This window comes from Kitasatospora sp. NPDC001660, assembly GCF_053596725.1.
On the sequence record NZ_JBSFGU010000034.1, the window covers coordinates 16,544 to 37,870 of the forward strand.

18 protein-coding genes and 1 pseudogene are annotated in these 21,327 nt (G+C 74.4%); 10 read left to right on the plus strand and 9 right to left on the minus strand.

Annotated features, from left to right (window positions below):
• Nucleotides 1-74: 74 nt before the first annotated feature.
• Entirely contained in the window at nucleotides 75-632 is a 558-nt protein-coding gene (locus ACWCXH_RS28705; RefSeq protein WP_449804378.1) for a gluconokinase, read from the minus strand.
• A gap of 242 nt (nucleotides 633-874) precedes the next feature.
• Between ACWCXH_RS28705 and ACWCXH_RS28710 the strand changes: the two genes are divergently transcribed.
• Both ACWCXH_RS28710 and ACWCXH_RS28715 read left to right on the plus strand, forming a co-directional pair.
• A complete protein-coding gene (locus ACWCXH_RS28710; protein ID WP_449804379.1) occupies nucleotides 875-1,570 on the plus strand; it encodes a FadR/GntR family transcriptional regulator in 696 nt (231 codons plus the stop codon).
• Nucleotides 1,571-1,754: 184 nt separating this feature from the next.
• On the plus strand, nucleotides 1,755-2,111 hold the full coding sequence (locus tag ACWCXH_RS28715; RefSeq protein WP_449804380.1) for a hypothetical protein: 357 nt from the start codon (nucleotides 1,755-1,757) through the stop codon (nucleotides 2,109-2,111).
• Here ACWCXH_RS28715 and ACWCXH_RS28720 read toward each other — a convergent pair.
• The 4 genes from ACWCXH_RS28720 to ACWCXH_RS28735 form a co-directional block, all read right to left on the minus strand.
• A complete protein-coding gene (locus tag ACWCXH_RS28720) occupies nucleotides 2,087-2,863 on the minus strand; it encodes a metallophosphoesterase (protein ID WP_449804381.1) in 777 nt (258 codons plus the stop codon). The two genes, ACWCXH_RS28715 and ACWCXH_RS28720, sit on opposite strands and share 25 nt — an antisense overlap.
• Nucleotides 2,864-2,882: 19 nt before the next feature.
• Nucleotides 2,883-7,466 (minus strand): hypothetical protein, encoded by a 4,584-nt coding sequence (locus ACWCXH_RS28725; protein ID WP_449804382.1) that lies wholly within the window; start codon nucleotides 7,464-7,466, stop codon nucleotides 2,883-2,885.
• 109 nt (nucleotides 7,467-7,575) lie between these two features.
• Nucleotides 7,576-8,451, minus strand: coding sequence for a hypothetical protein (locus ACWCXH_RS28730; protein ID WP_449804383.1), 876 nt, complete (start codon nucleotides 8,449-8,451; stop codon nucleotides 7,576-7,578).
• A gap of 79 nt (nucleotides 8,452-8,530) precedes the next feature.
• Entirely contained in the window at nucleotides 8,531-10,015 is a 1,485-nt protein-coding gene (locus ACWCXH_RS28735; RefSeq protein ID WP_449804433.1) for a hypothetical protein, read from the minus strand.
• A 458-nt stretch (nucleotides 10,016-10,473) separates the two neighbouring features.
• On the opposite strand from ACWCXH_RS28735, the gene ACWCXH_RS28740 reads away from it, so the two are divergent.
• From ACWCXH_RS28740 to ACWCXH_RS28755, 4 genes are all read left to right on the plus strand, one after another.
• Complete coding sequence (locus ACWCXH_RS28740) at nucleotides 10,474-11,382, plus strand: IPT/TIG domain-containing protein (protein ID WP_449804384.1); 909 nt, start codon at nucleotides 10,474-10,476, stop codon at nucleotides 11,380-11,382.
• A gap of 578 nt (nucleotides 11,383-11,960) precedes the next feature.
• Nucleotides 11,961-12,212 (plus strand): hypothetical protein, encoded by a 252-nt coding sequence (locus ACWCXH_RS28745; protein WP_449804385.1) that lies wholly within the window; start codon nucleotides 11,961-11,963, stop codon nucleotides 12,210-12,212.
• Nucleotides 12,213-12,356: 144 nt separating this feature from the next.
• Nucleotides 12,357-13,133: a LamB/YcsF family protein gene (locus tag ACWCXH_RS28750; protein ID WP_449804386.1), complete on the plus strand. Its 777-nt coding sequence runs from the start codon at nucleotides 12,357-12,359 to the stop codon at nucleotides 13,131-13,133.
• Nucleotides 13,130-13,759 carry a 5-oxoprolinase subunit B family protein gene (locus ACWCXH_RS28755; RefSeq protein WP_449804387.1) on the plus strand — a complete coding sequence of 210 codons (630 nt, stop codon included), beginning with the start codon at nucleotides 13,130-13,132 and terminating at the stop codon, nucleotides 13,757-13,759. The genes ACWCXH_RS28750 and ACWCXH_RS28755 overlap by 4 nt, the downstream gene beginning before the upstream one ends.
• Nucleotides 13,760-13,774: 15 nt before the next feature.
• Here ACWCXH_RS28755 and ACWCXH_RS28760 read toward each other — a convergent pair.
• Nucleotides 13,775-14,140: pseudogene (locus ACWCXH_RS28760) on the minus strand (aminoglycoside phosphotransferase family protein); the annotation flags it as partial.
• 132 nt (nucleotides 14,141-14,272) lie between these two features.
• On the minus strand, nucleotides 14,273-15,040 hold the full coding sequence (locus ACWCXH_RS28765; RefSeq protein WP_449804388.1) for an alpha/beta fold hydrolase: 768 nt from the start codon (nucleotides 15,038-15,040) through the stop codon (nucleotides 14,273-14,275).
• 215 nt (nucleotides 15,041-15,255) lie between these two features.
• Here ACWCXH_RS28765 and ACWCXH_RS28770 point away from each other — a divergent pair, with 215 nt between their 5' ends.
• From ACWCXH_RS28770 to ACWCXH_RS28780, 3 genes are all read left to right on the plus strand, one after another.
• Nucleotides 15,256-15,807 carry a PadR family transcriptional regulator gene (locus ACWCXH_RS28770; protein ID WP_449804389.1) on the plus strand — a complete coding sequence of 184 codons (552 nt, stop codon included), beginning with the start codon at nucleotides 15,256-15,258 and terminating at the stop codon, nucleotides 15,805-15,807.
• Between the two features lie 66 nt (nucleotides 15,808-15,873).
• Nucleotides 15,874-16,602, plus strand: a complete 729-nt coding sequence (locus tag ACWCXH_RS28775) for a class I SAM-dependent methyltransferase (protein WP_449804390.1) — start codon at nucleotides 15,874-15,876, stop codon at nucleotides 16,600-16,602.
• 113 nt (nucleotides 16,603-16,715) lie between these two features.
• Nucleotides 16,716-16,943: an undecaprenyl-diphosphate phosphatase gene (locus ACWCXH_RS28780; protein ID WP_449804391.1), complete on the plus strand. Its 228-nt coding sequence runs from the start codon at nucleotides 16,716-16,718 to the stop codon at nucleotides 16,941-16,943.
• 145 nt (nucleotides 16,944-17,088) lie between these two features.
• Here the strand turns inward: ACWCXH_RS28780 and ACWCXH_RS28785 are convergent, their stop codons facing one another.
• A complete protein-coding gene (locus ACWCXH_RS28785; RefSeq protein ID WP_449804392.1) occupies nucleotides 17,089-18,600 on the minus strand; it encodes a HEAT repeat domain-containing protein in 1,512 nt (503 codons plus the stop codon).
• Nucleotides 18,601-18,894: 294 nt separating this feature from the next.
• On the opposite strand from ACWCXH_RS28785, the gene ACWCXH_RS28790 reads away from it, so the two are divergent.
• Nucleotides 18,895-19,446 carry a hypothetical protein gene (locus ACWCXH_RS28790; RefSeq protein ID WP_449804393.1) on the plus strand — a complete coding sequence of 184 codons (552 nt, stop codon included), beginning with the start codon at nucleotides 18,895-18,897 and terminating at the stop codon, nucleotides 19,444-19,446.
• Nucleotides 19,447-19,597: 151 nt separating this feature from the next.
• Here ACWCXH_RS28790 and ACWCXH_RS28795 read toward each other — a convergent pair whose 3' ends face one another.
• The gene (locus ACWCXH_RS28795) at nucleotides 19,598-21,079 is read right to left on the minus strand and encodes a DNA-binding protein NsdB (RefSeq protein ID WP_449804394.1); all 1,482 of its coding nucleotides are present in this window, start codon (nucleotides 21,077-21,079) and stop codon (nucleotides 19,598-19,600) included.
• Nucleotides 21,080-21,327 lie beyond the last annotated feature (248 nt).

The window sequence follows — 21,327 nt, forward strand, 5'->3', positions numbered from 1 at the left end:
TGCGCCCGCCTCGCTTCGCTCGGCAGGGGCATTCGCCCGTACGCGCCTTCTTGTGGTTCGCTCGCTTCGCTCGCTCACGTGAGGTCTCCATTGACCGGCCGCAGCAGCAGCGCCACGGCCATCTCGACGAGTTGTTCGGGGGACGGGCCGACGTCCAGGACGGCACCGCGCTCGTCCGCGCCCAGGGGTTCGAGGGCGGCGTACTGGGAGTCGAGCAGCGACGGCGGCATGAAGTGGCCGGCGCGGCGGGCGAGCCGGTCCTCGACCAGCTCGTGGCCGCCGCTCAGGTGCAGGAAGAAGGCGCCCGGGCAGGCCGCGCGCAGGGTGTCGCGGTAGCGGTGCTTCAGCGCCGAGCAGGTGACCACACCGCCGGTGCCGGCCTCGGCCCGCTCCTTGAGCCAGCCGCCGAGGGCCCGCAGCCAGGGGGCGCGGTCCTCGTCGTCCAGCGGGACGCCGGCCGACATCTTGGCGATGTTGGCCGCCGGGTGGAAGTCGTCCGCCTCGGCGAAGGGGAGACCGAGGCGGTCGGCCAGGAGGCGGGCCAGAGTGGTCTTGCCGACCCCGGAGACGCCCATCACCACGATCGTGGGAGGGGCCTGCGGGAGGTCGTGGTTCTCGACGCTGAGAGCCATGGGTGGTGCTCCTTCGTTGCCTGGCCGCCACTATCGCTCCAAAGATATGACGTATTCAAGTAGCGGAAACCAAATCGTCATACTTTTGGGCTGTGGGGTGGGTCGCAGAGGGCTGGGGCAGCCAACGGGTGAGGACGGGGGTGGAGCTGCCGGCGCGGGGCGGAGGATGGGGAGGCCGGGGCGCAAGGGGTGCGGCCCAGGGTGAGCGAGGGTTCTCCGGGGGTGGCGTCTAGGCTGGGCGGATGGAGATCCAGGGGCTGCCAGGGCGGCTGCTTGACGAGCTCGGGCCGGCGATCGCGGCGGGGGAGATCCCCGAGGGGGCGGTGTTGCGCAGCGAGGAGCTGGAGGAGCGGTTCGGGGTGTCCCGGACGGTGGTGCGGGAGGCGGTGCGGATCCTGGAAGGGATGCGCATGGTCGCCTCCCGGCGGCGGGTCGGGATCACGGTGCAGCCGAAGTCGGGCTGGGACGTCTTCGACCCGCTGGTGATCCGCTGGCGCCTGGCCGGTGCCGACCGTCCGGCGCAGCTGCGTTCGCTCGGCTCGCTGCGGGTGGCCGTCGAACCGGCCGCCGCCGCGCTCGCGGCCGTCCACGCGAGCGACGATGACCGGCGCGAACTCAGCTCCTTGGCAGTCGAGTTGACGATGTCGGCGCGGGCCGCCGACCTCACCACCTTCCTCCGGCACGACATCGCCTTCCACGCCACCGTCCTGAAAGCCTCCGGCAACGAGATGTTCGCCCACCTCGGGGACACCGTGGGAGCGGTGCTCACCGGGCGGACCGAGTACCATCTGATGCCCAATCAGCCCGAGCCGTACGCGATCCGGCTGCACCGCGAGGTCGCCGAGGCGATCTGCATGGGGGACGCCCGCCATGCCGAGCAGGCGATGCGGACGATCGTGACGGGCGCCCTGGAGGAGCTCAACCAGCAGTTGGGCTGATGGCCCGGCGCGGGGCCGACCCGGAACCGGCCGCGGACGAATCGGGCCGGATCACACGATTTGACGGCAGTTCGGTGGATTCGGACGCATAGTCCGGCTTGGGCGGGGCAGAGTTCGCACGGGGGCGCTTTTCGCGTGCGCCCGTTCCGTGTCCGCCGCCGAATTCGCGCCTGGGGGTCGCCCGATGTCCGTGCCACGCCGCCGTCGCCGCCTGCCCGACGAGGTGCGCGCCGCCGTCGTCCGGGCGGTGCTCTGCTTCGCCTTCACCCTGGTGGGTGTGGTGGTCGCGACGCTGGCCTCGTACGCGGGCAGTTGGCTGATGGCCCCGGCGCTGATGGCGATGGGGCTCGGGGTGTTCGGAACGATGTGGTGCCTGCTGGAGATCCTGATCTCGCGCCAGGTCGCCGCGCAGCGGATGCGCGCGCCCAACTCGACGACGCCGATGGCCGGGAGCCGGGCGGGCGCCCAGGAGCCCCTCGCCGCCCGACCCCTGCCCCGCCCGGGCCGGCCGCGGGGTCAGTTCTCGGGAACGACCCGGTAGTGAGTGGTGAGCCGGCGGTCGCCGTCCAGGACGTGGAAGGCGAGCATCGGCGGGTGGGTGAAGGAGATGCCGGGGCCTCCCTCGCACGCGAGGGTGGTGGTGGACACCACGCCCGGGGCGACGAGGAGGGGGAGGCCGGCGAAAGTGGTCGCGGCAGGGGTGTGGGAGTGGCCGCAGAGCAGGGCGGCGACCCGGGGGTGGCGTCGCAGGACGTCGGCGAGACCGGCCTCGCCGAACTGGCGGATGCGGTCGACGGCCGGTATGTACAGCTCGGCCGGCGGGTGGTGGAAGGCCACCAGGGCGGGCAACTCGGTGCGTCCGGCGGCCAGTTCGGCGTCCAGCCAGGCGAGCGTCCCCTCGTCCAGCAGGCCGTCGTGCTGCCCGGGGATCGACGAGTCGAGCATCAGCACGTCCGCGCCGGGGAGTTGGTGCAGCCGATTGATCGGACCGTCTACGGGTCCCTCCCCCGGTTCCCCGCCGAGCAGCACCTCGCGGTAGGGCGCCCGGCTGTCGTGGTTGCCCGGGCAGAGGAGCACCGGGTGCCGGGACTCCAGGACCTTGGCGACCTGTTCGTACTCGGCGGGCAGACCGTGGTCGGCGAGGTCGCCCGTCACCAGCACCGCGTCCAGTGAGCCGGGCAGGGCGTCGAGGTACGCCATCACCTGCTCGGCCCGCCGCCGGGCCCGCTCGCCGCGGTCCCGGCGGTGGTCCTGGCCGAGGTGGATGTCACTGAGGTGCGCGATGGTCAGCATGCCGATCACGCTAGCCACTTCACGGCTGCGCCGGAACCTCCGCGGGGCGCTTGAACATCCGGGTGGCGGTGATCTCGCCGTGGATGGCCGGGCCGTCCGGGTCCTGCGGGGCGGGCAGGCCCGGGCGCAGGTGCTCCTCCACCGAGATGTACTTGAGGCCGGCCCGCAGGTCGGCGTCGTTGCGCAGCCGGATCACCAGCGGGAACTCGGCGAGCGCCGTGGTGTCGAACAGGCCGGTGGTGTAGATGAGCTGGACGCCGAGCGCATCGGCCACGGCGCGCTGGAGCTCCAGCAGGTAGGTGGCGTTGGCGCGGCCGATCGGGTTGTCGAGGAACAGCGTGCCGGCGTGCCGCAGCTGGGACTGGCCGCGGTCGTTGGCGCGCAGCGCGGCCATCGTGCAGTAGAGCGCGATGGCGGCGGTGAGCAGCTGCCCGCCGGAGAAGACGTCGGACATCTGGCCGACGCCGACGCGCTCGGCGCGCAGCACCGCGTCGGGCTTGAGGATCTCGACGCTGACGCCCTTGGGGCCGATCGCCGCGGCGACCCCGCGCAGCAGCAGGGACATGCCGTCGCGGCGCAGGTCGCTGTTCTTGCGGACGGCGGCGCGGGTGGCCTCGTCGATGACCTCGCCGAGGCGCTCGACGAGGGTGGCGTGGTCCGGGTCCTCGAAGCGGATCCGCAGGAACTCCTGGCCGGACCACTCCCCCAGGCCCTCGGGCAGCCGGGACAGCCGCTGGGCGGCGCGCAGCGTGGTGAGCGAGGACTCGACCAGGCCGCGCAGACGGTCGACGATCGAGCCGCGGTTGCGCTCCAGCTGGGCGAGTTCGTCGGTGAGCACGCGCAGCCGGGGGGCGAACGCGGCGGCCCAGGCGGCGGCGTGCTCGGGCAGCGCGGAGGCGGGCAGTTCGCGGATCTGCTGGCGGGCGGGGGTGCGCACGGCCTCGTAGCGGGCGGCGTTGGCGTGCCGGACGAGCGCGTCGGCGGCGTCGCGGACGGCGAGTTCGGCGGAGGACAGCTCGCCGACGGCGGTGCGCAGGGCGCGGCGGGCCTCGGCGACGGCGGTGCGGGCCTCGGGGAGGGCGCCCAGGTACGGCTCGGCGGGGTGGTCCGCGTCCTCCTGGTTGTCGCGCAGGCCGTCGCGGAGCTGGCCGGCGAGCTCGTCGAAGGAGCCCGCGGCCGTCTGGGCGGCGTCGAAGGTGCGCTGGAGGTCGGCGTGCGCCGTGCGGGCCGCGTCCAGGGCCTCGCGGCGCTCGGCCAGGCGGGTGGTGGCGGTGCGCAGGAGGGCCTGGGCGTGCTCGGGGTCGGTGGGGACGAGGTCCTCGGGCAGCTCGGTGTGCGCCTCGCCGTCGACGGGGGCGGAGCGCTCGGCGTCGCCGCGCAGGCGGCCGAGTTGCTCGCTCGCGGCGGCGGAGCGGGCCTCGATGGTGGCGACGAGCTCCTCGGCGCGGGCGGCGGCGGCCTGACGGGCGGGGCCGTCGGCACCGTCGGGGCTGCCGAGGAGCTCCTCGGCGCGGGTGCGGACCTTGTTGGTGAGGCGGTCGAGCTCGGCCGCGGCGGCGGCCTCGTCGCCCTCGGCGCGGGCCTGCTCGGCGCGCAGGTCGGCGCCGACGCCGACCTTCTCGTAGAGCTGGGAGGCGGCGCGGTAGGCCTCGCGCAGGGTGGGCAGCGCGGCGGGCGCGGTGTCGGCGGGCTCGTCGGCCTGCTCGGCGGCGGGGATCTCGGCGCGCTCGGAGCGCAGGGCGCGGGCGGTGCGGCGGGCGTCGTCCGCGGCGCGCTGGGCGGCGCGGCGGTCCTCGTCGCAGGTGCGGGCGCGCTCGGCGCACTGGGCCTGACGGCGGTCGCACTCGGCGGCGTCGTCTGCGAGCTCGCGCTGGCGGCGGGCCCAGTTGGCGCGCTCGCGAAGGCGGAAGGCGAGGCCGGAGAGGGCGTCGGCGCGCCGACGGGCGCGCTGGGCGGCCTCGCGGTGCTCCTCGTGGGCGCGGGCGGCGGCCGCGTGGTCGGTCTCCGCCTCGTCGTGGTCGGCGCGCAGGGTGGCGAGCGCCGCGGCGGCCTGCTCGGCGTGCTCGCGGGCGGCTTCGGCGGCGGCGGCGAGTTCCGCGAGGGTGCCGGGCGGGCAGCTGGCGTGCCAGGAGGCGAGGCGGGCGGCGAGGGCGCGGTCGGCGCCGAGGCGGGCGGCGAGTTCGCGGATGTGCTCCTCGCGGGCGCTCGCGCGGGCGCGCAGCTCGCGGCGCTCGCCGTCGGCGGCGGACTCATCGTGCATGGCCGGGTTCGGCGGCACGAGGAAGAACGCCGGTTCGTCGGTGATCGGGGCGATGAGGGAGGCGGCGGCGCCGACGGCGACCGTCGAGCGGGGCAGCAGCGCGGCGGACCGCAGGGCCTCGCGGGCGCGGTCCAGCGAGGACGGGTCGGTGACGACCACGCCGTCGACGAGCTCGGGGCGGGCGCCCAGGATCGCCTCGTGGTCGGCCGGGTCCACGGATTGGGCGAGGTAGCGCCAGCCGGGCAGGGCGGGGATGCCGTGCTCGGCGAGGTACTCGACGGTGGCGAGCACGTCCGGGCCGGGCGGCAGGAGGCCGCCGTCGCCGAGGGCGGCGAGGATGCGGGAGTCGTCCGCGGCGGCCGTACGCAGGTCGAACAGGGTGCGCTCGGCGGTGGCGATGGCCTCGTCGAGGAGTTCGCGCAGGTACTCGGCGTTGCGGTCGAGGACGGCGGGGGTGAGGAACCCGGCGTCCTCGTCGGCGCCCGACCCCTCCTCGTGCCAGTCCGTAGGGGCCGGCGACAGGGAGAGCAGGTCGGCCAGGCGGGGCTCGGTGGCGAGCAGGGCGGCGGTGCGCTGCTCGGCGGCGAGGGACCGGGCGGCGGCCTTGCGGGCGTCGCCGGCGCGCTCGGCGGCGAGCTCGGCGCGGCCGGTGGCGGCGGCGGCCTCGCGCAGGCGGGCGGCGGCGGCCTCGGCGGCCGCACGGGCCTGGTTGAGCGCGGCGCTGGCGGCCTTCTCGACGTCGGCGGCGTGCAGCGCGGCCCGGGCCGGGTCGACGTCGCCGTCCGCGTCGATGAAGCCGGCCTCGACGGCGGCGGCCGTCTCCTGCTCCACCTCGACGAGGCGCTGGCGCAGGTGCTCGGCCTCGCTGCGGGCCTTCTGGGCGGCAGTGGCGGCCTCGGTGGCGTCCGACTGCGCCTTGGCGCCGTCCTCCTGGAGCTCGCTCGCGCGCTGCTCCTCGGTGTCCGCGCGGGACTCGGCGGCCGCGGCGGCGGTCTCCAGGGCGCGGGCGAGCGCGGTGGCGGCGCGGGCGCGGGCGGCGAGCGCCGGGGCGGCGTCCAGCTCGGCCTCGCGGATGGCGGCGGCGACCCGGGCCACCCGGTCGGCGGCGGCGCGGTGGCGCAGCACCGCCTCGGCGGCCTGCCACGCGGAGTGCAGGGTACGGGCGTCGATGAGCTCGCGGCGCAGCGCGGCGGCCTCGGCGGTGGCCGCGGCGAGGCTCAACGCGGCGTGCCGGTAGGTGAGTTCCTCGGCGATCAGGTTGTGCCGGGTGCGGTCGGCCTCGGCGGCGGTCACGGCGCTCGCGGCGGCGGCGACCTCGATGGCGAGGTCCTGGGCGCGCTCGCGCTCGGCGGTCGCGCGGGAGGCGAGCGCGTGGGCGAGGCGGCGGGTGCGGCGCTCGGCGGTGCGGTGGGCCTCGCGCACGGTCTCGCGCGCGGTGGTGGCCTCGGCGATGCGCTCCAGCAGGTCGAGCGAGCCGGCGGTGAAGTCGCGCTCGGCGGTGAGCTCGGAGCGCAGGCCGAGCTTGGCGGCGAAGCCGTGGACGAGGTCGGCCAGGCCGTCGGTGTCGCGGGTGTCGGTGACGGCGCGCAGCAGGAGGTCGGTGAAGTCGCTGTCGTGCTTGACCGCGAAGAGGCCGGCCGCCTCGCCCTCGTCGGCGTTCATCTCGCGCTGGTAGCGGAAGAGTTCGGGGTCGAGGCCGAGCTCGCCGAGGTGCTCGGTCCAGCGGTCGTGGCCGTCCTCGAAGACCAGGTCGAGGTGGGGGTGGGCCTTGCCGGCCTCGGTGAGGGCGTCGCGGAAGCCCTTCATGGTGCGGCGCCGGCCGCGGGCCTTCTGGTCGCCGGCCAGGCTGACGCGCTCGGCGACCGGCAGCGAGTCCAGGGTCAGGCCGGGGCCGGGGCGGAAGGAGTACCAGGTCTCGGCGAACTTACGCGGGTCGGAGGAGACCTGACGGCCGCGCCACTCGCTGACCTTGCCGACGACGATCAGCTCGCCGGTCACGGTGTGCTGCCACTCCAGGGCGACGTGGCCGCAGTCGTCGGCGAGCAGGAACTTGCGCAGCACACCGGAGCTGGCGCCGCCGAGGGTGTTGCGGTGGCCCGGGAGCATCACCGAGAAGATCAGCTTGAGCAGGACGGACTTGCCGCCGCCGTTCTCCAGGAAGAGCACGCCGGCCGGGGCCGGGCGGCGCACGGGGCCGTCGGCGTCCTCGCCGAACAGGCCGATCTGCTGCGGGGCCGGGTCGGCGACGGGCTCGCCGACGCCGCGCAGGTCGAGCACCGTGTCGGCGTAGCGGGCGCCGGCCGGTCCGATCGAGTAGAGGCGGACCCGGTTGAGCTCGTACATGTGCGGCGGTTCTCCGTGGCTTACGTGGCTTGTGGGTGGGCGGGGCTCGGTGCTTCGGGCTCGGCGGTTGAGGGTCGGACGTCCGAGCTGCGGGTGTCGGTGTTCGCGCTCAGAGGGAGTGGAACGGCAGGCCGGCGTCCGCGACCAGCTCGTCGGTGGTGTCCGGGGGCAGCAGGCTGGCGGTGCCGTCCGAGACCGGGACGACGCCGAGGTCGAGCAGCTCGGCCATCGCGGCGGTGCCGGCCAGGTCACGGACCTGGAGCTGGTAGCGGGCGGTGGTGCGGTAGGTACCGCCGGCGTCGTCCGAGACCTTCTGCAGGAAACCGGAGTCGACCAGGAACACCACGGCCTTGGCGACGATGCCGATGGTGGAGCCGGAGAGCCGACGGGCGTCCTTGGTCGCGCCGGTGGCGGTGCGCCGGGCCCACACCCGCCAGGCGGCCTCCAGACCGGGGGCGTCGCTCTGCGGGTCGGTATTGGCACCCTCGGTGTCGGCCTGCTCCTCCAGGCGGCGGCAGGCCTGGCGGACGAAGGAGTCGACGCCGTTGACGGTGATCCGGCCGAGGTAGCCGTCGTCGGCGAGGTCCTCGGGGCGGGGGAAGGCCATCGCGGCGACGGCCAGGTGGGCGAGGCCGTGCAGGAAGCGGTCGGTGGACTCGGACGCGGCGCGGCGCGAGTAGTCGCCCATGCGGACGGCGAAGACCGAGTCCTCGGCGGCGGCCACGGCCATGCCGGCGCGCGGCGAGACCTCCAGCACCACCAGGCCCATGCCGGTGGCGATCGCGTCGGCGAGGCGCGCGAACGGCGGGTCCTCGCGGTGGCGGCGGACGAGCTCGGCGTACTCGGCGTCGCGGGCGGGGAGCAGCTTGGCCTGGAGCCCGAAGGAGACCAGGCGGGCGGCGTCGGCGACGTCGGCCGGGGTGATCGGCGCTGGGGCCGCGGGCTCGGTCTCGGGCGCCCAGGACGTGTCGTGGTGGGTCGTCACGGGCGGTGCTCCTCGGGGCTGTTGCTGCTGGCGGTTCGGGGGGCCTGGCGGGTGGTCTGGCGATGCATCGGGGGGCCGGTCAGCCGGCGTCCTTGCGGTCGGCGGCCATGCCGACCGCGTCCAGGAGGGCGCTGCCGACGATCAGGTCGGCGCCGCCGAACTCCGGGTCGCGCAGCGGGGTGCCGTCGTCCACGGCGAACAACAGCCGCTCCTCGCCCTGCCGGTAGGCGGTGCCGACCGGCGGGCTGGCCGCGTGCACAGTCAGCAGGGCGACCAGGTACGGGAGTTCGGGATCCTGCTTGCGCGCCTCGGCGAGCAGGCCGGAGAGCCGACGGGGCGCGTCGGCGGGCAGGTCGAGCAGCTCCAGCGCGGCCTCCAGCTGCGCCTCGGAGAAGCGGCTGTCGTCCGGGGTGGCGACGAGGTCCGGGTCGGGCAGCTCGGCGCCGAGGTGCTCGCGCTCGACCGGCGGCGTGAGCAGCAGGTCGACCAGGTCGGCGACCCGGACGGAGGTCGGGGTGCGCAGCCCGGCGCCGCGGGCGAAGAAGGCGCCGGTGGGGCGGACGGCCTGCTCTATCGGCAGCCGCAGGACGGGGGCGAGCAACTGCCCGTACAGGTCGATGCCGCTGCGGGCGCCGGGGGTGGCGAAGGCCTGCCGGTCCTGCTCGGCGCGGAACAGCGGACCGGCCTCCAGCAGGCGGGTCTGCAGCTGGGTGTGGCGGCGGATGCAGTCCTTGACGATGTCGACGAGCTCGGCGGCGCGGCGCTTGTGCTCCGGGTCCTCGGCCTCGTCGCGGGCCTTGCGGATGTTGGTGAGAATCGCGTTCTCGTGCCGGTAGCGGTCGGCGATGTGGTCCAGCGCCTCGTCGATGAGGTCCGGGATGGCGCGCATCCAGTCGACGGCGCGGACGTTGCGCCGGGTGGCCTCCAGCGCGCGGCGCAGCGTCTCGGCGTACTGGACGGTGCGGTAGCGGGCCTGCTCGGCGGCGAGCTGGGCGTCGGCCAGACGGCCGCGGCGGATCAGCACCTCCAGCTTGACCTCGGCGGCGATCTGGGCCGAGGTGACGTCGGTGTCGAGCGCGCCGACCAGGACGTTGACCGCCTCGTCGGTGGTGCGCAGGTAGACGCCGCCGTCGGGGCCGGGGACCTCCTCGATCAGCTTGAAGTCGTAGTCGCGGCGGACGTACTCGCCGTCCGCGCCGAAGGTGCCGTAGACGGCGCGGAAGCCGCGGTCGACACTGCCGACGTTGATCAGCGACTCCAGCACCCAGCGGGCGACCCGCTCGTGCTCGGCGCCGGGGCGGTGGGCGGCCTGGGCGGCGACCCGGGGCAGCAGCCGGGCGAGCACTATGTCGCGGTCGGCGCCGGTGTCGAAGTCCATGTGGAGGGTGACCAGGTCGATCGCGGCCAGGCCGACCTCGGCCATCGCGTAGCCGCCGTACTCGCCGGCCAGGTTGACCTTGCGGTTGTCCAGGTCGTGCAGCGGGGCGGTGCAGGCCAGCGCCTTGAGCCGGCGGGCCAGGCCCTCGTCGGCGGCGGGGCCGGGCGCGGGGCGCGGGCCGGGCACGCCGGGCGCGCCAGGTACGCCAGGCGCGCCGGTGCCGGCGGCGGGCCGGAGGCCGGGCTCGGTGGGCGGGTCTGCGATGACGGTCACGGGGGACAAGATTAGAGGTTCGCACCGACATCGACCGAAACGGACCTTGCGGGCGGGCTACGCCACGGGCGCGCAAGGGGCGGGCGTGCGTGTCGGGGGTGAATCCAGAACGCGGTTTCGACGGGATCACGCCATCCCGAACGGAAATTCGAGAAAGTCGTGAAGGCCGCGCGTCGCTTCCGTGATGATCGGCCTATGATCACTCGACTGGCCAAAGCGGGCCTCGCCGCCGCGCTGTCCGTGACCACCCTCGCCGCCGGTGCCGCCGTCCCCTCGGCCGCGCCGGCCCCAGCGGCCTCCCCGGCCTCCCCGCCTCCCCGGCCTCCCCGGCCGATGGACCGGCCGTCCAGGGCGAGCACGTCACCGTCGCCATGGCCGGCTCCCTGCCGAGCACGACCCCTCCCGGGCCGGGCAAGTTCTCGATCCACTGGACCTCCGCCGGCACGCAGGGCCTCACCGGGCCGACCCACATCACCCTCGACCTGCCCCCGGGGATCAAGACCGACGGCGCGATGTTCTTCTACGTGCCGGCCGACTACACCTTCGTCGAGAGCGTCTCGCCCGACGGCCACCACCTGGACGTCGTCTTCACCGGCACCCGGCAGCCCGGGCACTACGACTTCATGAAGCTGAACCTGTACGGCAACGGCACCCAACAGCCGACCGACCGGATCGTCGCGACGATCGGCAACCCGAACGACACCGACCCGACCGGCCACGTGGCGATCCTGCAGCTCGACGGGAGCACGCCCGCACCGGCCGTCCCGGCACCACCGGCCGTCACCGCCATCGACACCAGCACCGGCCCGGGCACGGGCGGCACGGCGGCGGACATCAGCGGGAGCAACCTGAGCAACGGCATGGTGCTGATCGACGGGGTCCCCGCACCCGGCACCTGCACGGAGACCGACTGCACGGTGACCACCCCCGGCGGGACGGGCAGCGCGCCGATCACCGTGGTCACCGCCGCCGGGACGGCCGCGGCGCCCTTCACCTTCGACTACACGGGCGACCCGCCCCCGGTGCCGCCGGTGCCGGCGGTGTCCATCCTGTCGACCGCGAGCGGCCCGGTGACCGGCGGCACGCAGCTGGTCGTCATCGGCGACAGCCTGACGTGCGGCACAGTGAGCTTCGGCGGGGTGCCGGCCCTGCACACCTCTTGCGGGCCGAAGTACTGCTCGGCGACCGCCCCGGCGGGCGCGGCACCCGGGCCGGTGAACGTCACAGTGACGACGGCCGGCGGGACGAGCGCGCCGGCGACGTTCACGTACACCGCGTAGGGCCTGCCGCTGATGCCCGGATGCTGCTGCACCCGGGCATCAGCGGACAACTGACTGACAACCGACAGATAACAGAATTCGAAATCTGTCATCTGTCATCTGTCGGTTGTTCGCCATCCGCCGCCGACTGACCATCCACCACCCACCCCGAGGCAAAATTGAACACGTTCAAACCTCGGGTCTAGAGTCGTCTCCGCGCCGGTGGGAAAGGCTCCACCTGCCCTTCGGCATGGAGGTTTGCCCCGTGGACACCGATCCCGCCGCCAGTACTGCCGCCCGTCCCGCCACCGACCCCGACGTCGCCCTGCGCCGGGTGCGGCGCTGGCTCCGGCTCTTCCTGGTCGGCCTGGTCCTGAGCGGCCTGACCGCCTTCCCCCTGGAGACCGAGACCCGCTGGCTCGCCGACTTCGCCGCCGGCCCCGCCGCCCCGCTCTCCGCCCACTTCCCGGCCGCGATGGCCTGGCTCGAACGCGTCCGCGACGGCCTGGCTCGAACGCGTCCGCGACGGCGTCGCCGAGACCAACGACCGCTTCCCCTTCCTCGCCTACGGCACCGACTGGCTCGCCTTCGCCCACCTGGTGATCGCCGCCGCGTTCTGGGGTCCGCTCAAGGACCCGGTGCGCAACATCTGGGTCATCCGCTGGGCCGTGCTCGCGTGCGGCGCCGTCATCCCGCTGGCCCTGATCTGCGGTCCGCTCCGGGGGATCCCGCTCGCCTGGCGATTCATCGACATGTCGTTCGGAATCTTCGGGGTCATCCCGCTGGTGATCGTGTTGCGGGCACTGCGTCCGCTGGAACGTTCCTTCCGTGGTCCGGCCGCGGCGGACTGACCTGGCGGCCCAGGATCGTGCGCCCCAGGGCGCGAATCGGCGGAGCACGCGCCGGTGCCGGCGCTCACGGCCCGGGTCACGGTCCATGGCCTTCACACACAGGCCCTACCATCTGGCTCAACAGCTGCTGGGAGGCGGACGGGCGTGGCCGATGCGGTGATCGATCTCAATGCGGACCTCGGCGAGGGGTTCGGGCGCTGGACGCTGACCGACGACGAGGCCCTGCTGTCCGTGGTGACCAGCGCCAACGTCGCCTGCGGCTTCCACGCCGGGGATCCTTCGACGATGCGCCGGGTCTGCGCGCTGGCCGCCGAACGCGGCGTCCGGATCGGCGCCCAGGTCTCCTACCGCGACCTCGCCGGCTTCGGCCGCCGCGCGATGGACGTCCCGCCGGAGGAACTGTCCGACGAGATCGCCTACCAGATCGGCGCGCTCCAGGTCTTCGCCCGCGCCGCCGGCTCCCGCGTCTCGTACGTCAAACCGCACGGCGCCCTCTACAACCGGGTGGTGACCGACTCCGAGCAGGCCGAGGCCGTCGTCGCCGGCGTCCTGCGCGCCGGGGCGGTCTGCGACGGGCCGCTGCCCGTCCTCGGTCTGCCCGGTTCGCGGTTGCTCGCCGTCGCCGAGGGGGTCGGACTGCCCGTCGTCAGCGAGGCCTTCGCGGACCGCGCGTACACGTGGTCCGGCACCCTCGTCCCGCGCCGCGACCCCGACGCCGTCGTGCACGACCCCGAGTCGGTGATCACCCGGGCCGTCGGCATCGCCCGGGACGGCACGGTGGAGGCCGTCGGCGGCGAGCGCATCGCCGTCGAGGCCCGCTCCCTGCGTGTGCACGGCGACACCCCCGGCGCCGCCCAACTCGCATGGCGGGTAAGGGGCGCACTCGCCTCGGCCGGAGTCCGGGTGGAGGCCTTCACGTGACGGCCGCCGCCGTCCGGCAGGTCGGCGAGAACGCGCTGCTGGTCGAGCTGGCCAGGCCGTCCGCCGTCGCCGGGCTGTACGGCTGGCTGCGCGAGCGGCAAGCCGAGGGCGCGCTCGGTGCCGTCGAGGAGATCGTGCCGGCGGCCCGCACGGTCCTGTTGGACGGTGTCGCCGACATCAACGCGCTGGCCGCGCTGCTCGGCACCGCGCGTCCGGTGGCGGCCGACGCGACGGGCGGACCCCTGCTCAAGGTACCGACGGTGTACGACGGCGCCGACCTGAGAGAGGTCGCCGCGCTGTGGGGCGTGTCCGAGGAGGCCGCCGTCCGGATCCACGCCGGGCCCGAGTACGTCGTCGCCTTCTGCGGGTTCTCCCCCGGCTTCGGCTACCTGACCGGACTGCCCGAGCAGTACGAGGTGCCGCGCCGGGCCACCCCGCGCAGCACCGTCCCGGCCGGCTCGGTCGCGCTCGCGGGCCCGTACACCGGCGTCTACCCGAGCCCGTCCCCGGGCGGCTGGCAGCTCCTGGGCCGGACGGCGCTCGCACTGTGGGACGCCGAGCGCGAGCCTGCGGCCCTGCTGGCGCCGGGTGTCCGGGTGAGGTTCACGGCCGTACGGGGGCGGTGAGCGCCCAGCACTCCGTCAGCGCCCCAACAGCGCCTCCGCGATCGCCCGTTGGGCCGGATCGAGCGCTTCCTCCCCGTCCTCAGCCATCCACGCGGCGTTCTGCAGCACCCGGGCGAGCGTCCACCCGACCGCCTCCGACCGCTCCAACTCCAGGACGTCCACCAGGAGATCGAACCGTCGGCGCACCGCCCGCCGCACGTCGCCCGTGGCCACGACGTCGTCCCAGCGGTTGTGCAGCGCGGGGAGGAGCTCGAAGCCGGGGTGCCCGACGAGCGGCTTCGGGTCGATGGCGAGCCACGGGCCGCGCCTCGCGCGGTCGAGCGGAGCGAGGACGTTACCGAAGTGCAGGTCCCAGTACAGGAGTTGATCGCCCGGATCGGCCCGGCCCTCGCGCAGCGCAGCCCGCGTCGCCATGCGACCAACGAGCACCGGTCTTGTTCCACCAGACTGCCGGATCAAGCTGCCCGCCGGTCCTCCGCGCCCGCCCCGACCGACCACACTGACCGGCCGCGTCTAGCCGGCCAGTGCCTCCGCCGCGGCCGCCGCGAAGCCGTCCGGGTTGTCGACCATCACGTTGTGCCCGCACTCCGGCACCGCCACCACCCGCACCCCCGCCGCCCGCAGACCCGCCGCCCCGCGCGGCTCGCCATCCGGCTCCGGGTACAGGAAGGTACGCGGCAGGGCCAGGCCGAGCAGCATCTCCCGCATGGTCGGCACGGTGGCGCGGGCGAGGTGGACGGCACTGCGGTGGAGCGCCTCGGGTCCGGCCTGCCGCATCGTCACCCACCAGAACGGGCCGACCCGCTCGGCGACTTCCCCCCGCCCGCCGGCCAGGAACTCCTCCTCCGTGTAGCTCGCGATCCCGCTGCTGCCGGGCCGCTGGACCACCGGGGCGATCGGGTCGAGGTTGGCGTCGACGAGGACGAGCTTCGCGACCAGCTCAGGGTGCCGGCGGGCCAGGACGATCGCGACCGCACCGCCCATGCTGTGGCCGACGACCTCCGCACCGGCCACCTCGGCGGCGAGCAGTGCGGTCGCGACCGCGTCGGCGTGGTCCTCCAGCGTGTACCCGAAGTCGGCGGGCCGGTCGCTGATGCCGAAGCCGAGGAGGTCGAGCAACAGGCTGCGCCGCCCGGTGAGCAGCGGGTGCGCGGCGGCAGGGGCGAAGTAGACGGGCGAGCTGGCGCCGAGGCCGTGCAGGTAGACGCGAGCGGGCTCGGCGCCGGGCAGCTCGACCCAGCGGATCCGGTGACCGTCGGGCGTGACGGGGGCGTGGCGCATCGCGGGGCTCCTTCTGCGGCGGGGAACAAGCGATCGGCTGATCGGGCGACAGATAGCAGCGAACAGATAACAGATGACAGATGTTGAAATCTGTCATCTGTCCGCCTGCCAGGCGTTCGCCCACCCGATCGGATCAACCAGACCATACCTCGATCCCGATGTACAACAACACCGATATACCAATGTGCCGAGGGACACTCTGGCAGAGTGTCCCTATGCTGAAGCTCGCCATCCTCGGATTCCTGTACGGCCGCCCCCTCCACGGCTACGAGCTGCGCCGCCACCTCGCCGCGCTCACCGGCCACGTCCGCCCCATCAGCGACGGCACCCTCTACCCGGCGATCAAGCGCCTGGAGTCCGACGGCCTGCTCGTCCGCGAGACCGAACCAGGCACCGCCGCCGCGCCCCGCCACACCCTCCACCTCACCGACGCCGGCCGCACCGCCCTGCTCGACCACCTGCGCGAGCCCGAACAGCTCGACATCAGCGACGAGAACCGCTGGTTCACGCTGCTCGCCTTCCTCCGTCACCTCGACCACCCGGCCGAACAGGCCGCCGTGCTCCGCCGCCGCCTCGCCTTCCTCGCCGAGCCGGCGAGCTTCTTCTACGAGGGCGACCGCCCGGTCGGCGCCGAGGAGTTCGCCGACCCCTTCCGCCGCGGCCTGCTGCTGATCGCCCGTGCCACCACGGAAGCCGAACTCACCTGGCTGCAAGCGACCTTGGCCGACCTGGAGGGTGCGAAGCCGAAGCGCCCGGAAGCGAATTGACCGAAACCGGTACCGGCTCGCGGGAACTCCTTCCCCTCCCGCCGCACCCGTGTTCCGATGGCCCGCATGAGCGACGAACTCCCCACCCCGCAGGTCCCGGCCGCGCGCCGCAAGGGTTACGACGGCACCGGGCCGGGCGCCATCACCCCGGACGGCTGCGCCGTCGAGGTCTACTCCCGTCTTCCGGTCGGCGACGCCCCGGACGTGGTCGAGCGCGCCGTCCCGGCCGGCGCGAGCATCCTCGAACTGGGATGCGGCATCGGCCGGATGACGCACCCGCTGATCGACCGCGGCTTCGCCGTGACGGCCGTCGACGAGTCCGCCGAGATGCTCGCCCGGGTGCGCCCTGGCGTCCGCACCGTCCGCAGTCCGATCGAGCGGCTGGACCTCGGCGACGAGCGCTTCGACGTGGTCCTGCTCGCCTCCTTCCTGGTGCACGCGGGTGATGTGGCCGTCCGCCAGGGCCTGCTGGAGACGTGCCGCCGCCACGTCGGCGACGACGGCTGCGTGTTGCTGCAGCGGGAGGGCGAGGACTGGCACCGCAACGTGCCGCGCGAGAGCAAGCTCGGGGAGACGGGCGGGATCGCCCGGGTGGCCTGGGCAACGCCCAACGGCGACGGCTCGAACACCGTCCACGTCGAGTACGAGTTCCCGGACGGCCGCTGGACGCAGACGTTCCAGTCCCGGCCGCTCAGCACCGAGGAGTTCGAGGGGGCGCTGGCGGAAGCCGGCCTGACGGTGGAGCGGTACCTGACCGAGGACCGCACCTGGGTCCAGGCCCGACCCGCCCGCTGACCCCGCGCGTAGTCGAGCCGGCGGCACGATCAGCGCCTGCTCGGCTACAGCCGGGAGGCGGCGGCCCGCTACTTGTTTCTGCTGGCGATCCCGGCGGTGCTCGCCTCGGGGCGTTGGAGCTGTTCAAGATCGGCGAGGGTCCGGTGCCGGCCTCGGGACCGGCGATCCTGGCGACCGTCATCGACTTCGCGGTCGGCTACGCGGCGATCGCCCGGTTCCTCACGTACATCTCACACCACAGCTTCCTGCCGTTCGCCGTCTACCGGGTGCTGATCGGCGCGCTGATCATCGGACTGGTCGCCGACGGGGCCCTCGCCCCGGACGCGGGCGTCGCGAAGTAGAACCAGCTTTCAAACGGCAAACCCGGCCCGCACGACCTCGCCCACATGAAGCCGCACGACATCGCCCACACGCACCCCGCCCGTACAAAGCAGCGGGCCGGGACACCCGACACGGCGTCCCGGCCCGGCGCGGCCCGTACGGTGCCTAGCGCCCGAACTCCCGGGCGGCGGTCAGCCGGCCGCGGACGGCGGCGTGGACCTCGGCCTCCTCGGCCGGGTCGGCGGCGAGTCGCCGCAGGCGCTCCAGCACGCGCGCGTCGCCCGTGGTAGCGACATGCCGCGCGGCGAGCTCGCGGGTGGCCTCCTCGCAGTCCCAGAGGCACTCGACGGCGGGCCCCTCGGGGAAGTACACGTCGGTCGCGGCGAGCGACCGGGCGGCGCGTCCGCGCAGTTCGGAGGAGGCGGCCTCCCCGTAGATGTGGCGCAGGACGGGGACGGCGTCGGCGGCGGCCAGCCGCCCCGCACCGTCGACCAGCGACCCGAGTCCGGCGCCGGAGACCCCGCGCACGGAGACCCAGCGGCGCAACCCGGCGACCACCAGCGGCGCGTCGGCCGGCTCCCCGGCGTCGGCGAGCAGCTGGACGGCGGCCTCGCCGAGGGCACTGTCGGCGCCGCCGGTGGCCGGGTCGGCCCAGCGGCGGGCGTGTGCGAGGACCTCGGGGCCGCGCATCCGGCCGAGCAGTTCCAGGGCGGAGCGCACCATCCGGTCGTCGACGTCGGCGGCTGCGGCCTCGATCAGCTCGGCGGCGGCGGGATCCCGCTGGTCGACGAGGTAGCGCAGGGCGGCCCTGCGGGCGCCGGGCAGGCCACTGCGAGCGGCCTCGACCAGCGTGGGCCGGTCCTCCGGGCGGACGACGGCGGTCAGGCAGCGGGCGGCCGCGGCGGCGCGGCGGTCCACGGCGTCGGGGCCGGGCTCAGCGGTGTCACCGCGCCCCGCCTGGGCGGACGGCTCCGGGCGGCCCAGGAAGGCGCCCGCGCCGATGTCGCCGAGATCACCCTGGTCGGCCCAGGCGAGCACGTCGGCGGTGGACCAGCCCGGGGTGACACCGCTGCGGTTGAGCTGGCGCTGCCACACGTCGAAGGGCGACTGCTCACTGGCCGCCGCGACCCTCGGGTGGTAGGCCGCCCACAGTCGCCAGGGCCGGGGCTCGTACGCGTTGCGGATGAACTCACGCAGCTCGGCGTCGCCCTCGGGGCCCGGCGGGAAGCGGTCCAACACGGCGGTACCGAGGAGCAGCAGGCCGCGGTCGTCGTCGCGCAGTGCGAGCTCGTCCAGGGCCCAGGCCCAGTTGGCGCCGGTGGCGGCGTACTCGCGCAGCATCAGCAGCGCGTCGCGCCGGCCGTACGCGGCGAGGTGGCCGAGGACGGACAGGGCGAGGCCCGTGCGGTTCTCGTCGTCGCTGACCAGGTCCTCCGCGGAGTGGAGGTGGTCCTCGATGCCGTCGAGGGGGGCTTCCAGCTCCATGTAGAGGCGCGCGTAGTAGAGCGAGCGGCTCTCGACCTGCCAGTCGGCTCGGGGGTCCCTGGTGACGCACTCCTCCAGCGCGGCGATGGCCTCGGTACGGTCGGCGGCCAGCGCGTGGAGCTGCCCGTCACCGCGGCCCCGCTGCAGGAGGCCGAGGAGGCTGGCACTGGGTGCTATCACTGGCTCGAACATGAGGTCAGCATCCGTTGCGGCGGTCGTAGTGGCAACGGGATTTCCGTCGCCGGGGTCTCTGGTCGGTACTGCGGTGGGCGCCCGGGCGCCGGAATCACCGAAGGTTACCGCCTCGGGCCCCCTTCCGCACACAGGGCGACGAAGGCTTCAGCCACAGTGGCATATGCCAGAGGAATTTTGCCCACGTTCTGTCCAAATCCCCCACGGGGAGGACTCGGCTGTGCGACAGTCGTCATCACCACCCGCCACGAGCCGCTCACACCGAGCGAGACTCCCCCGACCGATGGACCGGCCATGAACATGCCCTTGCCCCCGGCGCGCCCGTCGGGCACCTCCCTCGCGGGCGGTGCCCCGACGGGCGGTACGGGCGCGGGCGCGGCCACGCCGAGCCCGGGCGGGCCGGCGTCGCGCGCGGCGGAATCGAGCACGCCGGAGTCCGGCACGGCCGACGGCGGAACGGACGGCGGCAGAGTGGACGACACGGCGCAGGAGCCGTCCGACCCCACGGTCTGCTCCGCCGAGTGGAACCTGCTCACCGACGGGGTCCGGTGGGATGCCGAGACCTTCCTGCTCCTCGGCTGCGACCCCGGACACGGCCCGCTCAGCCTCGACCGGCTGCCCGACCGCCTTCCGGACGTCGACCGGCCGCTGCTTCGCCGGATGATGACCGAGACCCTCGTGCACGGACGCACCACCAGCGGCACCCTGCGCATCCGCCGGGCCGACGGCGCGCACGACAGCGTCGAGTGCGCGGGCGAACCCGTCCTCGGCCCGGACGGCACCGTCACCGCGCTGCGCATGCTCCTGCGGCCGGCCGCACGGGCCGGAGCCGCCGAGAACCGCTGACCGGACCGCACCGGACCACGGCTCGAACACCTGCGGGTCCGGCTCACCGGCGAACGCGAGCTCCGCCCGCGAAACGGAACGCGAACTCCACCCCGAACGCGAACTCCGCCCCGAACGCGAACGCGAGCTCCGCCCACGAACATCCCCTCTCTCAGGTCGCCCGCGGCCGGTTCTGCGCGTCCGCCGCCCGCAACTCCCGCCCCAGCTGGGCCCGCAGCTCGTCCACCGCCGGCAGCCCGCGGTACTGCGCCGTCAGCCGGTACATCTCCCGCAGCCGGTCCCACGTGCGGTGCGAGGAGTTCTGTCCGATCAGGTTCATCACCATCTTGGCCTGGAACTCCGCCGCGTCCGGCTCGCCGGTGAGCCAGTGCACCGAGGCCAGCGTGATCCGGTCGAACAACGCCGAGCGCAGTTGCCCGGTGCCCTCCCGCAGGGCGATCACCCGCTCCGCGTGCCGCCGCGCCTGCGGCGCCACCGACGGGTCGTGCTCGGCCAGCGTGCGCAGCACCAGCGCCTGCATGCCGCGCAGTTCGGCCTCGTCGAACACCTGCATCCAGGACGGCGGCGGCTCCGGCACCTCCTCGGCGAACAGGTCCTCCGCCTCGCCGAGCAGTCGGTAGGTGTCCTGCGAGTGCCCGATCGAGGCGTGCGCCCACGCCTCCACGGTGTTCAGCATCGCCCGCGTTCTGGGCAGCAGCCGACCGCCGGTCGCCTTCGCCGCCGACATCAGGTCGATCGCGTCGTCCGCCCGGCCCAGGTGCACCATCTGCCGGGCCGCCCGCGAGATCGCCTCGCCGGCCCGCGGCCGGTCGCCCGCTTCCTTGGCCGCCTCCGCGGCGATCATGAAGTACCGCTGGGCGGTGGGCTCCAGGCCCACGTCGTGCGACATCCAGCCGGCCAGCACCGCGAGGTTCGCCGCGACCAGCCACAGCCGCTGCTCCACGGCCGGCGGGTGGCGGTGCGTCAACAGCCCTCCGACCTCGTTCAGTTGACCGACCACCGCCTTGCGCTGCAGCCCGCCCCCGCGCGCCGCGTCCCACGCCCGGAACACCTGCACCGAGCGCTCCAGCGCCTCCACCTCGTCGAGCCCGACCGGGCCCGCGTCGTACACGTCCACCACCGGGCGCGCGCCGGCCCCGGTGATCACCTGGCGGGGCCCGGGCGCCGAGGCCGCGTACGTGACCGCGTCCCCGCCCAACCAGCCCTTCAGGGAGTCGGCGATGACCGCCCCGGCCGTGAGCGCGGCGCCCGCGCCCACCAATCCACGTCGGTTCAGCATGAGGTCCATTCCCGTGAACTCGGTGAGGACCGCGGCCGTTCGATCCGGCGACCATGGTTCCGCTGCGGACTGAGCCGCCCCGCTCCTGGTGGGCCGGTGTCGTTCCAGACCGAGGTCCTCAGTGGTGACGACACGGCCGAGCCGCTCCGTGAACACGGCTGCCAACAACCTCGGCACCGGATCCCGGGGAATCTCCCCCTGCTCGATCCAGCGCCGTACCCTCGACGTGTCGGTGGACAGCTGCTGCTGCCCGATCGCGGCACCCCGACGGTTGACCAGCCGCGCCAGCTCGCCCTTCGACCATCCGGTCAGGACGAACAGATCGGCGAGTCGGGTGTTGGGTCCCCTGCTCACGTGAAGCCCCCAGGTTCCTCGGCTGGTTCGAGGCTAGAGGCTCCGGCAAGTGCCAGGCGAGCATTCGCCACCTTCCGCCAGGGCCCGCCAGACTGTAAAGCCAGTGCGCCGCGGGTGTGTTGTAGAGGTGCGCCACCTCGCCCCCGGGCGGGAGGCGCTCCGGACCTGTGTCGGGGCATCCCCCGACCGTGGCAAGGGGCGTCCCCAGTCCTCACCCGAGGGGGTGGCGCGGCCGGGTGGCGCGGGGG

Excerpts from the sequence above, each read along its gene's own strand:
- ACWCXH_RS28715 (WP_449804380.1), top strand. The coding sequence starts at position 1,755 with ATGTCCGTGCCACGCCGCCGTCGCCGCCTGCCCGACGAGGTGCGCGCC.
- ACWCXH_RS28785 (WP_449804392.1), bottom strand. The coding sequence starts at position 18,600 with ATGTTCGAGCCAGTGATAGCACCCAGTGCCAGCCTCCTCGGCCTCCTG.
- ACWCXH_RS28710 (WP_449804379.1), top strand. The coding sequence starts at position 875 with ATGGAGATCCAGGGGCTGCCAGGGCGGCTGCTTGACGAGCTCGGGCCG.
- ACWCXH_RS28740 (WP_449804384.1), top strand. The coding sequence starts at position 10,474 with ATGGCCGGCTCCCTGCCGAGCACGACCCCTCCCGGGCCGGGCAAGTTC.
- ACWCXH_RS28765 (WP_449804388.1), bottom strand. The coding sequence starts at position 15,040 with ATGCGCCACGCCCCCGTCACGCCCGACGGTCACCGGATCCGCTGGGTC.
- ACWCXH_RS28770 (WP_449804389.1), top strand. The coding sequence starts at position 15,256 with ATGCTGAAGCTCGCCATCCTCGGATTCCTGTACGGCCGCCCCCTCCAC.
- ACWCXH_RS28705 (WP_449804378.1), bottom strand. The coding sequence starts at position 632 with ATGGCTCTCAGCGTCGAGAACCACGACCTCCCGCAGGCCCCTCCCACG.
- ACWCXH_RS28775 (WP_449804390.1), top strand. The coding sequence starts at position 15,874 with ATGAGCGACGAACTCCCCACCCCGCAGGTCCCGGCCGCGCGCCGCAAG.
- ACWCXH_RS28720 (WP_449804381.1), bottom strand. The coding sequence starts at position 2,863 with ATGCTGACCATCGCGCACCTCAGTGACATCCACCTCGGCCAGGACCAC.
- ACWCXH_RS28725 (WP_449804382.1), bottom strand. The coding sequence starts at position 7,466 with ATGTACGAGCTCAACCGGGTCCGCCTCTACTCGATCGGACCGGCCGGC.
- ACWCXH_RS28790 (WP_449804393.1), top strand. The coding sequence starts at position 18,895 with ATGAACATGCCCTTGCCCCCGGCGCGCCCGTCGGGCACCTCCCTCGCG.